Raw genomic sequence first — 15,532 nt, 5'->3', positions numbered from 1 at the left:
GCGGGTTCCTGCACGGGTGTGCGGGTGGTGGGGCGGGCGCATGGGTGCGCAGGCGATGTCCTAAAAAGTGGTTTCGGCGGTGGTGCCGGGAAGACTTTTTCGTACCTCGCGTGCCCCGGTGCATGGTTGGGCGCGGCACAGGGCCGCGCTGTTGTGCCCCACTATCCTAGCGACTCCGAGCAGAAATCGCCCCTTTTTACCCAGGGGCACCCCGGGCGGGGTGCCGGGTGGTGGGGGTGTGACCCAGGCGGGTGTTGGTGGTTTTTGGCTGGTGATGGGCAACGCCCCGCCGTTTGCGTTGCGGCACCTGGTGGGGTGCGAGGGCAACGTACGTGCGGGGCGTTGTGTGCGTGGCGACTGGCGCCTATCCCCCACTTTGTGGGGGTGCGCGGTGGCCTTATCGCTTGTCGCGGGGGATGAACTCGCGGAGGGTTTCGCCGGTGTAGACCTGGCGGGGGCGGTAGATCTTGGAGGCCGGGTTCTCGACGAGCTCGCGGTACTGGGCGATCCAGCCGGGGAGGCGGCCCATGGCGAACAGGACGGTGAAGAAGTCGGTCGGGAAGCCCATGGCGCGGTAGATCAGGCCGGTGTAGAAGTCGACGTTCGGGTACAGCTTGCGGCTGATGAAGTAGTCGTCGGCCAGTGCGATTTCCTCGAGGTTCATGGCGAGCTCGAGAGTGTCGTCGCCGCCGAGCTTCTCCAGGACCTCGTGGGCGGTCTTCTTGATAATGGCGGCGCGCGGGTCGTAGTTCTTGTACACGCGGTGGCCGAAGCCCATCAGGCGGACGCCGGGCTCCTTGTTCTTCACGCGGTTCATGAAGTCGGTGGCGTCGCCACCGTTGGCCTTGATCTCGTCGAGCATCTCCAGCACGGCCTGGTTTGCACCGCCGTGCAGCGGGCCGGACAGGGCGTTGATGCCGGCGGCGACGGAGACGAACATGTTGGCCTGCGCGGAGGCGACCATGCGGACGGTGGAGGTGGAGCAGTTCTGCTCGTGGTCGGCGTGCAGGATCAGCAGCTGATCGAGGGCCTTGACGAGCAGCGGGTCGACCTCGTAGGGCTCGGTCGGGAAGCCGAACATCATGCGCAGGAAGTTCTCGCGCGCGTTGAGGGAGTTGTCCGGGTACATGTAGGGCTCGCCGTGGCGGGCGCGATGTGCGTAGGCGGCCAGCATGGGAACCTTAGCCATCAGGCGCACGGTGGCCTTGTCGAGGTGCTCCGGGTTCAACGGGTCCAGCTCGTCCTGGTAGTAGGTGGAGAGGATGTTGAGGGAGGAAGCCAGCACGGCCATGGGGTGGGCGTTGCGCGGGAAGACGGAGAACTGCTTCTTGAAGTCCTCGTCCAGCAGGGTGTGGTGGCGAACCTCATCGTTGAACTTGAGCAGCTGCTCCTGGGTGGGCAGTTCGCCGTGGATCAGCAGGTAGGACACCTCGTTGAAGGTGGCCTTTTCTGCCAGGTCCTCGATGGCGTAGCCACGGTAGCGCAGAATGCCCTGCTCGCCGTCAATGTAGGTGATCTTCGACTCGGTGGAGCCGGTGCTCACGTAGCCGGGATCGTAGGTCACCATGCCGGTCTCGGCGAGCATCTTGCCGAGCGCAATGCCGTCGTAACCCTCGGTAGCGCGGACGATGTCCATTTCGAACTCGCCGCCGGGGTAGTGAAGAACTGCCTTGTCCTTGTTGTCAGATGCCACTGTGTGCCTTTCGCATTTATTCTTCTTGGGCGCCGGGGCGAGCAACGAACGGGTTACATTCGTGCCTACCCACCCCGCGAGGGGTGGCGCCCACTGATTCCGGTGATGTTATCCGGTAAGTTCGCGAGTTTCCCACTTTTGACACTAAGGGGGCTCTAACCTGCAGCGTTCGACCCGAAAAAATCACCCCATAGGCGTTGGTGCCATCTGGTGCGATCCGCCTGTTGGCGGGTGGCACCGTGGATGATCCCGCCAGGTTGGGGTGGCGCGAGGTCGCCTCGAGCTGGCCGATGCTGCGGTGGTCTCGACCGCGTCGCCCCCGGGCGAACACGTTGAGTGTCGCATTTCGGGGTGGTGCGCGGCGCGAGGGCCCAGTATTTCTTTGTGTTCTCCGGTGGGAGACGCGAACGCTTTCGTCGGTACACTGCCGCTTTCCTCAACGCTGCCACGCTGCCACCCGGTCACAACGCCTCGGGTGCGACCGTTGTTCACAGTCGGCACCGGCCGTTGTAGCCGTTGTGCAAGTAGCACTTTCAGAAAGGGCGTGCGGTTCACGCTATACCGGCCCGGTGCTTTTATCCACCGAGCCTGCATATGCGGCAGGGCTTCCTGCCGGTAAGCCCACTCGCAGCGCGCAGAACCTGCCCGACAAAGCTCCGTGGGTTGCCCCACAGTGCACCAAAGCTGTGATGAACACGACAGAAAATCCGGGCGCGGTCAACGGGAATCGATTCGTGCGACAAAACCCCAGGCCACGGCCCCAACTTTTACCCCCACTTACTACCCCCTACCATGCGGGGCGCTGCACGCGTTCGCGCAATCTTCGCAACGTTGCAACACCCGATACTTTTCACATCTGCTGTTACACACCCCCGCCCGCCTACCCCGCGCGCAGCGACACCCCCACCGGCACCGCTAGAGTATGGAGTCAGGCAAGGCCAGTCCCCCTTTTCCCCGCACCACCGCCAGGCGGCGGCCGTCCGCCCCAGCCGGGCGTGATTGTGCGGGAAAGTTTTCTCGGCGTGCCAGTCCCCTAAAGTCGAACAGAAAAGCACCGCTTATGTCTGATTTCCCCACCCTTCCCTCCGAACTTCTGCCCAACGATGGCCGTTTCGGCTGTGGCCCCTCCAAGGTCCGCCCGGAGCAGATCCAGGCGATCGTCGACGGCAAGCAGTCCATCATCGGCACCTCCCACCGCCAGCCGGCGGTCAAGAACGTCGTCGGCAGCATTCGTGAGGGCTTGAGCGAACTGTTCTCCCTGCCGGATGGCTACGAAATCATTCTCTCCCTGGGTGGTGCGACCGCATTTTGGGATGCCGCAACCTTCGGCCTGATTGAGAACAAGTCCGGCCACCTCACCTTCGGCGAGTTCTCCTCGAAGTTCGCCGCCGCCTCCAAGAAGGCCCCCTGGTTGGACGAGCCGACCATCGTCAACGCGGAGCCGGGCGACGCGCCCGCCCCGATCGCCATGGACGGCTGCGACGTCATCGGCTGGGCCCACAACGAGACCTCCACCGGTGCCATGGTCGATGTGGTGCGCCCCGAAAACTCCGAGGGCTCCCTGGTTCTCATCGACGCCACCAGTGGCGCCGGCGGCCTGCCCGTCGACATGTCCCAGGCCGATGCCTACTACTTCTCCCCCCAGAAGTGCTTCGCATCCGACGGCGGCCTGTGGTTCGCCGCAATGAGCCCCGCCGCCATCGAGCGCATCGAGAAGATCAACTCCTCCGACCGCTTCATCCCGGCGTTTTTGAACCTGCAGACCGCAGTCGATAACTCCCGCAAGAACCAGACCTACAACACCCCGGCCGTCGGCACCCTGCTGATGCTCGACAACCAGGTGCAGTGGATGAACGCCAACGGCGGCCTCGACGGCATGGTGGCCCGCACCACCGCCTCCTCCACCGCCCTGTACTCCTGGGCCGACAACCGCGCCGAGGCATCCTGCTTCGTCCAGGATCCCGCCAAGCGCTCCCTGGTCGTCGGCACCATCGACTTCGACGACACCGTCGACGCCGCCCAGATCGCCAAGATCCTGCGCGCCAACGGCATCCTCGACGTCGAGCCCTACCGCAAGCTGGGCCGCAACCAGCTGCGCATCGGCATGTTCCCCGCCATCGACACCGCCGACGTCGAAACCCTCACCAAGGCCATCGACTACGTCCTCGATAACGGGCTCGCCCGCAAGGCATAACGCCTCCCCGGCCGGGAACACCAACACCAAGGTGCTCCCCGCCACCCGCACGCAACGCGCGGTACCGAGTGGAAAAACTTCCCGGTACCGCGCGTTCGTCAGTTACAGTGGTGTTATTCACCCCGGCGCGTTGCCGCATTCCCACGAGAACAAGAGGACCCATTTATGCGAGAGCTCATTCTTATCGCCGATGACTCCGACGCCTCCTCGCTGGTATTTCGTGAGGCCCAGCGAGACGACAGCACAGAAGACACCCACCACTTCTTCCTCGCCGTCACCGACGAGGTGCGCGCCGCGCTGGAATCGCTCATCTCCGGCACCCCAGCCGCCACCCCCATCACCGCGTTGAGCTCCGCCCGCGACGACTCCTCCGCCACCCGCGACGCCGTTGACCCCGGGGCCGATACCGCTAACAGCGACCCAGCCGCCCCCGTCCCCGCCGCAGGCGAAAACAGCACCGGCGACACCGGCGACACGGTTGACTCGGTTGACACGGTCGACACCGGTGACACAGCCACCGCAAGCGACACCGGCAATACCGGCGATACCGGCGATACCCAGCACACCCACAACAGCGAAGACCCCGGGCAGTCCGCACCTGCCGCACAGCCGCGCCGCGAAGCACAAACCCCCGATCCGGGCCTTTCCAACCCGCTCACCCTGCGGCCCCGCGAAATCCAGGAACGCATCCGCTCCGGCAAAACCATCGACGAAGTCGCCGAAGAAGCCGACGTGGCACGCTCCCGCATCGAGCCCTTCGCACACCCTGTGCTCCTCGAACGCGCCCGCATCGCCGACATGGCCAAAAGGGCCCACCCCGTCCGCGACGACGGCCCCAGCCCACTGACCCTGTTCGAAGTCATCGCCACCGCCTTCGCCGCCCGCGACCTCGACCTGACCAGCGCCCACTGGGACGCCTACCGCGACGCCTCCCACCAATGGGTCGTCGTCCTCACCTGGAAAGCCGGACTGTCCACCAACACCGCCGAATGGTCCTACCACGGCCGCGGACAATCACCCGAAACCGCCGTCGCCCGCAACGCCCTCGCCGCCGACCTCATCGACCCCGACTTCGCCCGCCCCGTGCGCACCATCAGCCGCGCCGGCCGCGGCAACCTCGGCGTCGTCAACGACGACCTCACCGCCCCCACCACCGGGGAAGAAGAAACCAGCACCGAACGCACCCGCGACGACCTCCCCGTCATCGGCGAAGACACCACCACCCTCACCGGCGACGACGACTCACTGCTGGAAGGCGAAAGCCTCCTCAAACACCCAGAGCCGACCAAAAAAGCCCCCAAACGCAAAGCCGTCACCCCCCACTGGGAAGACGTCCTGCTGGGCGTACGCGCCAACACCAAACGCCCCCGCAAATAACCCCACCCCCACCACACCAGCACCCCTAGGAGAGCAGCCACCGTGTCGCTGACCCACGTCACCGTCTGGTTTGTCACGGCCGCCGACCCCGAATCGGTCATCGCCTCCGCAGGCCCCGCCGACCGAGGATTCGGCCGCAAATATCTCGCGCTGCTCAACCCCCGCTGGCCCATCACCCCCATCGGCGAATTCACCATGAACCGCTCCGCCGCCGCCGGAAAAGGCGAATTCTACATCGGCGGATTCCCCGGAGTGACCGTCGTCCACACCGCCCTGGAAGACATCGAAAGAATCACCCAGCTGCCCAGCTGGCTGCTCTCCTCCGTCCCCGCCGCCGACACCTACGCCATCGCCTGGCGCATCAACGACGGCTTCGGCGCCTTCGCCCACCTCCAAGGCAACACCCTCAAAAGAGCCCTCAGCGCCCTACCCGACCAAGTTCTCGAAGACACCGGCCTGCCCGGCACCTTCGAAGCGCCCTACTGGTCCGGCGAACACCCCAACAGCAACGCCCGCAGCTCCATCACCCTGCCCTTCGCCCCCGCCGAACTGGCACGCGCCGCCGAACGCGCCTGGATCGGCGTCGACCTGAACTCCACCCACCCCCCAATCCACGTCGCAGCCTTCGCCATCGACGGCCGCAAACAACCCAAAGTCGCCCCCAACCGGCCCCCCAGCATCGGCGTCATGGTCACCGCCGCCAGCACCAAACTCGGCCTCGCCCAAGACCGCGACTACGACGACTACGAAAACTACGACGGGCAACCCCTCGACGAGCTCGAAAGCAACCTGGAACGCACCAAAGACAAAATCCGGCGCAGCTCCCACAACTTCCTCACCGCCACCCGCAACAGCCTGCACGCAGCCCGCAACAAAGCCGCCACCATCATCGGCACCGCGCCCCCACAACGCCCCCACAAAACCCGCCCCGAAACCCCCCTCGACCCCGAAGACATCCTCGCCGGCGACCTCCCCGACACCGATTCACCCCCCACCGACGACACCCCCACCACCCACTAAACACCACCCCACACACGCACACGCGGCCTGAAAACCCCACACCAGCGGGAATTTTTTCAGGCCGCGCACGCATGCATGCTGGGGCTAGCCCAACCGCAGCGCCCGATCACGTTCATAAAACGCCACCGCACCAGCGGTCGCCACGTTCAAAGAATCCGTGCCCGGGGCCATCGGAATCCGGGCCCGCACATCAGTCGCACGCATCGCATGCTCCGTCAAACCAGGCCCCTCGGCGCCCAACAACAACGCCACCTTCTCAGCCCCAGCCATAGCCTCCGCAAGATGCACCGCAGCCGGATCCGGAGTCAAACTCACCACCGTAAAACCCCGCTGCTTCAACTCATCCAAGCCACGCTGCCAGGTCGTACGGGTGCCCTCCATGTGGGCAAAAGGCAAACGCAACACATGCCCCATGGACACGCGCACCACACGCCGATACAAAGGATCAGCGCACCCCGCCCCAAACAACACAGCATCCACCCCCAAACCAGCAGCATTACGGAAAATACTGCCAATGTTCTCGTGGTCGCCCACCCCCTCCAACACCACCACGCTGCGAGCCCCCTCCAACACCTCATCCACCGACAACGCCGGCGCACGATCCGCAGCGCACAACAAACCCCGGTGCAAATCAAAACCGGCAACCTGCGCCAACACCTCGCGCGTCACCTCATAGACCGGCACCCCCGGATCGCCAAACTCGTCGATAAAGCTCGCCAACCGCGAACCAAACCCGACGACGCTACGCACCGGGAAACGCGACTGACACAAACGCGGAACCACCAACAAGCCCTCGGCAATGACCAAGCCCTTCCCGCCCGGAAGATCCGGGCGGGAATCACTGCGGTTCAAATCCCGGTAATCATCCAGGCGCGGATCCAGCGGATCCTCAATCCGAATCACAGACACCATTAGCGCAAGCTCATAATGGGATCGATGGTGAAGTACGCCATGAACAGCACCGCAATCACCCACAACAGCCAGTGCACCTCACGTGCACGGCCACGGGCAGCAGCCAGCAGCACATAAGCGATAAAGCCGACACCAATACCGTTAGCGATGGAGTAGGTAAACGGCATCACGACGATCGTCAAAAACGCCGGCAACGCGATATCGAAACGGGAGAAATCAATATCCTTGATCTGCCCCATCATCATCGCGCCCACCACAACCAACACCGGCGCGGCCGCCTCAATGGGAACAATCTCATACAGCGGGGTTAGGAACATGGCCGCCAAAAACAGCGAACCTGTCACCACATTCGCCAAACCAGTGCGCGCACCATCGGCGATACCCGCCGCGGAATCGATGTACACCGTCGACGAGGACGAGGACGACACGCCACCGGCGATCGCGCCCATACCCTCAACCACCAGGGCCTTCTTCATGTCCGGCAAAGTGCCGTCCTCGCCGGCCAAACCAGCCTGCTTACCCAATGCGGTCATCGTGCCCATCGCGTCGAAGAAGTTCGCCAACACCAGGGTGAACACCAGCAAAGAAGCACTAAGCACACCGACGTGCACAAACGCCCCCAACAGATCCACCTTGCCCACAATGGACAAATCAGGCAGGCCACCAAAAGAATCAGGCAGCGTCGGAACCGCAAAATTCCAGCCCTGCGGGTTCGGCTTACCGTCCACAAAGGACGGGCCAGCGTGGGTCATAGACTCCACGATCATGCCGATGATGGTGGTCACCACGATGCCGATGAACAAGCCACCGCGAGTACCGCGCGCAACCAGCACACCACAAATCACCAAGCCACACACGAACACAAACGTCGGCCAGGATGCAATCGAACCGTTAATGCCCAAACTCACCGGGACAGTAGTACCCGCAGCGTCCGGAATACGGCGCACGAAACCAGAGTCCACCAAACCAATAAAGGCGATAAACAGGCCAATGCCGACGCCCATCGCGGACTTCAGCTCGGCAGGGATCGCCCTAAACACCGCGACACGGAAACCACTGACCGCCAAAATCACAATGATGATGCCGTCAATGACCACCAAACCCATCGCCTCAGGCCAGGTCAGGCCCTCCGTGGCGACAAGAGTGACAGCGACAAGAGTGTTGATACCCAAACCCGTGGCAATACCGAAGGGATAGCGGGCAAGAAGACCAAACAGGATGGTCATCACGCCGGCGGTCAAAGCCGTCGCCGCAGCAACCTTAGGAATACCGAGGGAGACCCCATCACGGTCGGTGGTCGTGCCGATGATCAGGGGATTCAAAATGATGATGTACGCCATTGCGAAGAACGTGACAACACCGGCACGGATTTCCGTGCCGATCGTTGAGCCTCGTTCAGTGATGCTAAAAAAGCGGTCAACAGCGTTCGGCGCGGGGGGCGCGCTCATGGGCGTCTCCTTTAAAGAGAAAAGATGCGTGACAGTGCCTTGACAACAATCCCACCTCACGCCCCAGTTCGCCAACTTATAGACTCCCCCATGTGACCCGCATCGTCCTGATTGATAACCACGACTCCTTCACCCACCTGTTGGCAGACCTCGTCGATACCGCCATCGGGGTCTACCCGACAATCATCGACCGCGACGCCGAACTCCCCGACGCCGACTGCTACATCATCTCCCCCGGCCCCGGCCACCCCGCCGACGACCTGCCGGCAGCCCGCGCTGCACTCCACTCCGGCCGCCCCGTCGTCGGCGTCTGCCTCGGGCACCAAATGATCGCCCATGAGGCCGGAGCCGTCGTCGACGTGGCAGCCAACCCCATGCACGGCCTCACCAGCACTATCACCTACCAAGGCCAGCACTACGAGGTCACCCGCTACCACTCCCTCGATGTCACCGAACCCGCGGGAAGCACCTTCGAACAGCTCGGCCTGAACATCCTGGCACGCGCCGAAGACAGCACCGTCATGGCGCTCGCGCACGCCACCAAGCCGCACTACGGGGTGCAATTCCACCCCGAATCCCACGGCACCCAAGGTGGCGCCACCATCCTGGGCGACATGCTGTGGAAAGCACTCAACCCCTTCCAATGGGCGCAGCACTACCCCTACTTCGCGTGGCTCGAATTCGAAGGCCGCACCACCATCGCCGCCGGACGCACCCCCACCACGCTTCCCCTCGGCGACGCCTCCCCCACCGCCGCACCCATCGTGGGAGCCCTGACCTATGAAGCCAATGGCCTCCGCGACGGCTCCACCGACCTCGACGCGGACCAACAGGTGTTCTTCCACGCCGAGCAGTTCATCGTGCTGCCCAACCTGCTCGACGACTCCCACCTGCCCACCGCATGCCCAAAGATCAGCGCCCCACAGATCGCACACAGCCGCGAGCAATACACCCAGCTCGTCGCCCGCGCCCAAGAAGCAATCACCCACGGCCAGTCCTATGAGCTGTGTTTAACCACTAAAGCCACCGCCACCATCGACACCGATGGAACCCCCATCGGCCCCGCGGAAGATCTGGCGCTCTACCAAGCACTGCGCTCCCGGGTAGCTGCCCCCATGGCGGGTCTGCTGATTAGTCCCACCGTCAGCATCATCTCCGCCTCCCCGGAGCGTTTCATCGACGCCCACGATGGCACCATTCGCGCCCAGCCCATCAAAGGCACCCGCCCGCGGGGCGCCACCGAGGAAGAAGACGCAGCGCTGGCGGCGGAGTTGGCCAACAGCGCCAAAGACCATGCAGAAAACCTCATGATTGTGGATGTGTTGCGCAACGATCTCCACCGCAGCTGCCAACGCCACTCCATCGTTGTGGAACACTGCGCGGCCCTGCACTCCTATCCGCGAGTGCACCAACTGGTCTCCACCATCACCGGGCAACTGCACACCGACCCGGCCACCGCCCTCATGCGGGCCTTCCCCGGCGGTTCCATGACCGGCGCACCAAAGCAGCGATCCATGGAAATCCTCGCCGAGCTCGAAGGGGCACCGCGCGGGTTTTACTCCGGCATCATGGGCTACCTCCACGGCGAGCACATGGACTTCAGCATGCTGATTCGTACCGCCGTGCGCACCGGAAACCTCCTCGAATACGGCGCCGGTGGGGCAATCACCCGGCTGAGCAAACCCGACGAGGAATACGACGAGGTTCGGGTTAAGCTTTTACCATTCGAGCTTTTATGCGGTCACCCGATCCGCGGCACGTCCTAGCATCCCGAACCAGCCCCCATTTTTAACGGAATGCTAGGAGTGCCGCGCCGTGTTCCGGCGCGCCGCACAACGGATTCACCCAGGAGTCAACACAGACCATGTCCGTGACATCTTTTCGCATGATCGACGGCCGAGTGCGCAATTTTTCGGCCCACCTTCAGCGCCTTCGCTCCTACCAACCCATGAGTGAAGCGCAAGAGGCTCAATTGCGAAAAGAGCTGCGCAAAAAGGGCACCTTCAACGTCAAAATCACCTGCGACACCGGTACTTTTCTGGTGCAGCACCGTCCCGATCGCCCTGTGAAAGACAAAATTGCGCTGTGGGGGCATCTGCAAAAAGACGAAAGAATCAACCCCACGGTCAAAGGCCCCGACCTGTATTGGTTGGCGCAGTTGAAAAACAAGGCCCAAACCCACGGCGCCCACGAAGCGCTGCTGGTGGATGAGCGCGGTCATGTTATTGAGGCGATTCACGCCTCGGTGCTCGCGCTCAAAGACAACACCATCCACATCAGCGACCACCCGCGTGCGCTGCCGCCCACCATGCGCCCGCTGGTGCTGAACTATTTAACCGATCGTTTCGACATCGACGTCGAATCCCACCCCGAGGGGCTATCGCCCGAGCTGGTGCGCAGCAGCGAAGTGCTGCTGACGAACTCTTTCCACGGGGTTCAGCAGGTCACCCAACTGTTGGAGTACGCCACCGCCCAGCCACGCCCCACAACCCTGAAGGTGGAGGCCATTAACCGCCAGCTGTGGGCCGAGGCCGAGAGCGTGGAGCCGAGCTAGCTGGGCGTTTAATACTGCTCGTCGTCGAAGGGCTCCAGGGTGGTGTGCTTTTCGGCGATCGGGGTGAGGGTGTGCGCGCCACAGCCGTTGCGTTCGTGGACGACATGGCCGTCGGCTGCGTATTCGTTAGCGCAGATTCCGAATTCTTTACCGATGGGCTTGCCCAGCGGCAGGAAGTAGCCACAGCTGCTGCAGGGATTCGCGGCGTGCTGAGCGTAGGCAGAACGGGGGCCAAACTTTCCCTGTTCCCAACGCTGCCGGGCAGCTTTTGCGCCTTTTTTGCTCAACACCAGCCGGCCGTCTTTGTCCTTCAAATGAGGATCATCGGGGTTCGGCGGAAGCAGCGCTTCGGGCTGCAGGTCCCCCTTGCGCAAGCGCTGGTCATAGGGGACCCATTCCGGGGCCTTCAGCGCGGTGTTGCCCGGCATGAGCGCCAACTCGTTGACAGTGAGGTGATCGCTGCCGGGGGCACATGCCAGCACGGCGTGCCATTCCCATCCGGAATAGCCGGGCTCGTATGCCTCGAAGCGCAAGGTGGCGCACTCGTTGTTGTGCGCTTGGATGCCAAGGTGACGGCCGACCTGTCCGATTTCCTCCAGGGCGGCGCGCGCCACCTCGATTGCATCAGGTGTAAAAAGGGGTCCGTTTCGCTTAGCCACCCTGACATTATGCCTTCCGTGGTGCAGGATAGAACGCATGCCCCCTACAGTGCGTTCAATTCTGGGCCTGTCCCCCACCGCAAACTTGACCACGCCACCCGCAGATCCCGCATCACCGCTCGGTATTTCCCGCGCGGTGGTGGCGTGCTGTGCCGTGGTGGGGCTGGTCGCCAGTGGCTGCACACAAACGGCAGAAGGTCCCGACCCGAACCTGGTGCCCGAGCGGCTGACCACCACGGTGGTGAAAACCCATCCTTTCGATCCGACGAGCTTCACACAGGGCCTGGAGCTTGATGGGGACAGGTTGTGGGTCTCGACCGGGTGGCATGGCCAGTCCGGGGTATACGCCACTTCCCTGGAAGACCCGGCGCACCACGGGCAGCCCCAAGCCCGCCTGGAGGACAAGTACTTCGGGGAGGGAATCACCCAGGTTGGCGATACTTTGTGGCAGCTGACGTGGCGGCAGGGCACCGCCTTTAAGCGCGACGCCGCAACGCTGGATGTTGTGCAGACCGCCAGCTACTCCGGGGAGGGCTGGGGTCTGTGCAGTTTCGACAAAGACGACTCTGTGATGGTCATGTCGGATGGCACCAACCAGCTGCGCCTGATTGATCCGGAATCTTTCGTGGAGGATTCACGGGTGATGGTGCAGTCGCAGGGCCAGGAGATCGACAAACTCAACGAGCTTGATTGCACCGTCGAAAAGGGGCGCCGGGTGGTGTATGCCAACCGCTACCTCACCACTGATATTTATCGCATTGACCTGGACACCGGGACTGTGACGGCGGTTATCGACGCGTCGAACCTGAAGTCGAATGCCGCGCCGGACAGGAACAACGTGCTCAATGGCATTGCGCACATTCCGGGTTCGGATCGTTTTTTGTTGGCTGGAAAACGCTGGCCCCAAATGTATGAGGTGCGTTTCACCTCGGCCGGATAGCTTCAGGGTGTGCGGGGTTTCCTGTGCGCGTGCACGACTTGTGTCTAAACTGTGTGCCTATGGCAGCCCGCAAAAATCTCACCCAATTCGCCATTCTCGTCGCTGCGGTTGCAGTGGTGGTCACCGTTTCGGTGGTGTTTCAGCACTGGTGGAATAATCGTCCGGCACCGAACCCTGCGTCTTTAGCCATTGAGGCTTCTAGCGGGGACAATACCGTGGAGGTGACGCCTTTTACGGCGTGTGAGCTGGGTGAGAAGTGCCCCGAGAATCCGGTGCCGTCGCTCAAGATTGGCAAAACCGGTGATGTGAAGCTTGTGTTGCCGAAGGATGTGTACGACCACGATTGGGCGTTGACGAAGGTCTATGACGAGCCGGCTGCCAGCGGTGAGGAGTACTTCAAGGCCTATGAGGCTAAGGAAGCAACCATCCCGGTGGAGGTTGACGCGGTTGACGGTTCGGATGGACACCGCCCCCGCCTAGTGGTGGTTGAGGTGAAGTCTTTGCTGGTGGGGCAAAACGATGAGGGGCAGGAGGCCCCCTTTGAGGTGGTGTGGTCGTTGAGCACCGACGATGCTTTCGCGCACGCCTCGGCGACCCCGGCGCCAGAGAAGTAGTTTCTGCCGGTCGGCCAGACTTATGCATGTGGCCCCCGATTCCTCATATGGAGTCGGGGGCCACTTCGCTGCGCTATGGGTAGCGCTTGGGGGTTTGGCGTGGGTTAGACGTCGAGTTCCTTGGCGACGGCGCGCAGGATCTCGGCGACCTGGCGACCGGTCTTGCGCTCCACGCGGCGGCCTTGCTGCAGGTCGGGCTGCACCTTGGTTTCCAGCATGGTCACCATGTCGGAGATCATGCCGGCGAGCTGTTCGGGGGTGTACTTGGAGGCGCGGCGACGCGGCCCTTCGTCGAGGACGACGACGCGCAGCGCCTGGGGGCCGCGGCGACCTTCGGCGACGTCGAATTCAATGCGCTGTCCGGGGACGAGCTCTTCAACGCCGTCGGGGAGCACGGCGGCACCGACGAAGCAGTCTTCTTCACCGGGGTTCGTCACGAAACCGAAACCACGCTCGGCATCAAACCATTTCACTTTTCCAATGGGCACGGCCGTGTCCTTTCTGTTGTTCAGGGGCCTTAAAGACCGTTGGGGTCTTCGGCGGTGAGGTGTTTTTGTTGTGCCCGAGGCGTGCGCGCACCGGTTTTGTCGCAGTGAAACTGCGAAGTGGGGGCGAAAGCCTCTGGGCGGATCTATTAGTATCCCGACTTTGTCGGGAAACAATGAAGTATACAACAATGCTTTTGTTGCTCGGGCTCAACCAGCGATAGCGGGGGTCACTGTGGGCGCTGGCAGTCGTTCAGCGGCTGGGCGTTGAGATGTTTTTGGCCGTTGGTGGTGGGGCAGTTTTCGGTACGTGTCGTTTTCATGGCCGAAATCTGGCGGGTTTTCCCAGGAAACCCTCCGAGGGTGAGTGAAATCACAAAGCTGATTTTTTCCACTTTTACAGGCGCTGACCTGCAGCTTTATAAAGGTTGTTATGAATTCGTTATTTTTTCTCCACATGAACGTGACACTTGCCCCGCAAGTGGCTAATCTTGGCGCCTAGCAGACAACAGATGTTTCGCCTGCGGCCGACAGCCTGTAGCTGTCACCGGCCCCACATTTTCCGTCAGGCCTGCCGCGCCCGAAACCCTGTCAGTCTCCACCACACTTCGACTTTCGTGTCATCACGCAAGCGCCCGAGCTCGACTAGCTTCCAGCCCGCCCGCTTCCGCAATACGCGAAAGTCTCCCCGCAAAGATGACTTCCGCCCCATGGCGAAAACATTGCCTTGGCTCGTTTTAACTTGCCACGTCGATGATCACTTTGCATCCCGGAGCGTCCCCAAAAATCCTCGCCAGCACCATCCGTGCCGGCGCAAGGAAACGCACGGGCACCCCGACATCGTTGAGAGGAACTCTTACCCTTATGGCACGTCACGCCGCAAGCAACCGCAGCACCCTGGCAAAGATCGCCGCCGGCACCCTGGCCGTCGGCGCGAGCGCTACCCTGTTCGCCCCCACCGCCTCCGCTGCACCTGACTCCGACTGGGATCGCCTCGCACAGTGTGAGGCTGGCGGCAACTGGGCCATCAACACCGGCAACGGCTTCCACGGTGGCCTGCAGTTCAGCCCCTCCACCTGGAACGCCTACGGCGGCCAGCAGTACGCCCGCTACGCCTTCCAGGCCACCCGCGAGCAGCAGATCGCTGTTGCTGAAAAGGTTCTGGCCGGCCAGGGCTGGGGCGCATGGCCCGCTTGCTCCCGCAAGCTTGGCCTGCGTTCCGCACCGACCCCGCGCAACCTGAACGCCGCTCCGGTCATCTCCTCCCCGGCTCCGGCCGCTGCTGCCGCTCCGGCTGCTGCCCCGGCACCGGCTCCGGCCCCGGCTTCTTCCGAGCCCGAGCTGACCGCCGTCGACAAGCTCTTCAACGATCTCAAGAGCGAGTTCGCTGCCCGCAACATCGCGATGCCGCAGTTCGTCGTTGACTACTACAACGCTCACCGCACCGAGTTCAATGCGTTCTACAACGCTAACCGCGGCACCATCGAGGGTCTCCTCAACCGCTAATCACCCCCATTCGGGGCTAGATAACAAAAACCGCTTCACCGCAAAAGGTGGGGCGGTTTTTTGCTGCCCAAAAATAGTGACACCTGCAAAAACACATCTTTGCAAGCCTGTTAATTCAGGAGTGCCAACC

Annotated in this window: 13 protein-coding genes; 8 read left to right on the top strand and 5 right to left on the bottom strand. The window is 62.7% G+C overall.

Going from position 1 to position 15,532, the window contains the following annotated elements; genetic code table 11:
* Positions 1 to 397: 397 nt before the first annotated feature.
* Positions 398 to 1,693, bottom strand: a complete 1,296-nt coding sequence (locus CAQU_RS03480; protein ID WP_075725267.1) for a citrate synthase — start codon at positions 1,691 to 1,693, stop codon at positions 398 to 400.
* Between the two features lie 1,060 nt (positions 1,694 to 2,753).
* Between CAQU_RS03480 and serC the strand changes: the two genes are divergently transcribed.
* The 3 genes from serC to CAQU_RS03465 all read left to right on the top strand — a co-directional run bounded on the left by serC (position 2,754) and on the right by CAQU_RS03465 (position 6,284).
* Positions 2,754 to 3,887 carry a phosphoserine transaminase gene (gene serC, locus CAQU_RS03475; protein ID WP_075725265.1) on the top strand — a complete coding sequence of 378 codons (1,134 nt, stop codon included), beginning with the start codon at positions 2,754 to 2,756 and terminating at the stop codon, positions 3,885 to 3,887.
* Between the two features lie 165 nt (positions 3,888 to 4,052).
* Positions 4,053 to 5,264 (top strand): septation protein SepH, encoded by a 1,212-nt coding sequence (gene sepH / locus CAQU_RS03470; protein ID WP_075725263.1) that lies wholly within the window; start codon positions 4,053 to 4,055, stop codon positions 5,262 to 5,264.
* Between the two features lie 42 nt (positions 5,265 to 5,306).
* Positions 5,307 to 6,284: a DUF6928 family protein gene (locus CAQU_RS03465; RefSeq protein WP_075725261.1), complete on the top strand. Its 978-nt coding sequence runs from the start codon at positions 5,307 to 5,309 to the stop codon at positions 6,282 to 6,284.
* A gap of 84 nt (positions 6,285 to 6,368) precedes the next feature.
* On the opposite strand, the gene CAQU_RS03460 is transcribed toward CAQU_RS03465, so the two are convergent.
* Together CAQU_RS03460 and CAQU_RS03455 are read right to left on the bottom strand one after the other, a co-directional pair.
* Positions 6,369 to 7,196 carry a TrmH family RNA methyltransferase gene (locus tag CAQU_RS03460; protein ID WP_075725259.1) on the bottom strand — a complete coding sequence of 276 codons (828 nt, stop codon included), beginning with the start codon at positions 7,194 to 7,196 and terminating at the stop codon, positions 6,369 to 6,371.
* On the bottom strand, positions 7,196 to 8,644 hold the full coding sequence (locus CAQU_RS03455) for an NCS2 family permease (protein WP_075725257.1): 1,449 nt from the start codon (positions 8,642 to 8,644) through the stop codon (positions 7,196 to 7,198). The genes CAQU_RS03460 and CAQU_RS03455 overlap by 1 nt, the downstream gene beginning before the upstream one ends.
* 92 nt (positions 8,645 to 8,736) lie before the next feature.
* Between CAQU_RS03455 and CAQU_RS03450 the strand changes: the two genes are divergently transcribed.
* Together CAQU_RS03450 and CAQU_RS03445 are read left to right on the top strand one after the other, a co-directional pair.
* On the top strand, positions 8,737 to 10,410 hold the full coding sequence (locus CAQU_RS03450) for a chorismate-binding protein (protein WP_075725255.1): 1,674 nt from the start codon (positions 8,737 to 8,739) through the stop codon (positions 10,408 to 10,410).
* 98 nt (positions 10,411 to 10,508) lie between these two features.
* Positions 10,509 to 11,198 carry an aminotransferase class IV gene (locus CAQU_RS03445; RefSeq protein ID WP_075725253.1) on the top strand — a complete coding sequence of 230 codons (690 nt, stop codon included), beginning with the start codon at positions 10,509 to 10,511 and terminating at the stop codon, positions 11,196 to 11,198.
* A gap of 8 nt (positions 11,199 to 11,206) precedes the next feature.
* Here the strand turns inward: CAQU_RS03445 and CAQU_RS03440 are convergent, their stop codons facing one another.
* Positions 11,207 to 11,857, bottom strand: coding sequence for a DUF3027 domain-containing protein (locus CAQU_RS03440; RefSeq protein WP_425429700.1), 651 nt, complete (start codon positions 11,855 to 11,857; stop codon positions 11,207 to 11,209).
* A gap of 37 nt (positions 11,858 to 11,894) precedes the next feature.
* Between CAQU_RS03440 and CAQU_RS03435 the strand changes: the two genes are divergently transcribed.
* Entirely contained in the window at positions 11,895 to 12,797 is a 903-nt protein-coding gene (locus CAQU_RS03435) for a glutaminyl-peptide cyclotransferase (RefSeq protein WP_084562756.1), read from the top strand.
* Positions 12,798 to 12,856: 59 nt separating this feature from the next.
* Positions 12,857 to 13,411, top strand: a complete 555-nt coding sequence (locus CAQU_RS03430) for a DUF2771 domain-containing protein (protein ID WP_075725250.1) — start codon at positions 12,857 to 12,859, stop codon at positions 13,409 to 13,411.
* Positions 13,412 to 13,515: 104 nt separating this feature from the next.
* Here the strand turns inward: CAQU_RS03430 and CAQU_RS13190 are convergent, their stop codons facing one another.
* On the bottom strand, positions 13,516 to 13,899 hold the full coding sequence (locus CAQU_RS13190) for a cold-shock protein (protein ID WP_075725248.1): 384 nt from the start codon (positions 13,897 to 13,899) through the stop codon (positions 13,516 to 13,518).
* An 861-nt stretch (positions 13,900 to 14,760) separates the two neighbouring features.
* On the opposite strand from CAQU_RS13190, the gene CAQU_RS03420 reads away from it, so the two are divergent.
* Positions 14,761 to 15,402 (top strand): resuscitation-promoting factor Rpf1 domain-containing protein, encoded by a 642-nt coding sequence (locus tag CAQU_RS03420; protein ID WP_075725246.1) that lies wholly within the window; start codon positions 14,761 to 14,763, stop codon positions 15,400 to 15,402.
* Positions 15,403 to 15,532: the final 130 nt, after the last annotated feature.

It is taken from the genome of Corynebacterium aquilae DSM 44791 (assembly GCF_001941445.1).
Taxonomy (GTDB): domain Bacteria; phylum Actinomycetota; class Actinomycetes; order Mycobacteriales; family Mycobacteriaceae; genus Corynebacterium; species Corynebacterium aquilae.
Note: the sequence above shows the minus strand (reverse complement) of the source record. Positions and strands in the feature narration are given on the sequence as shown.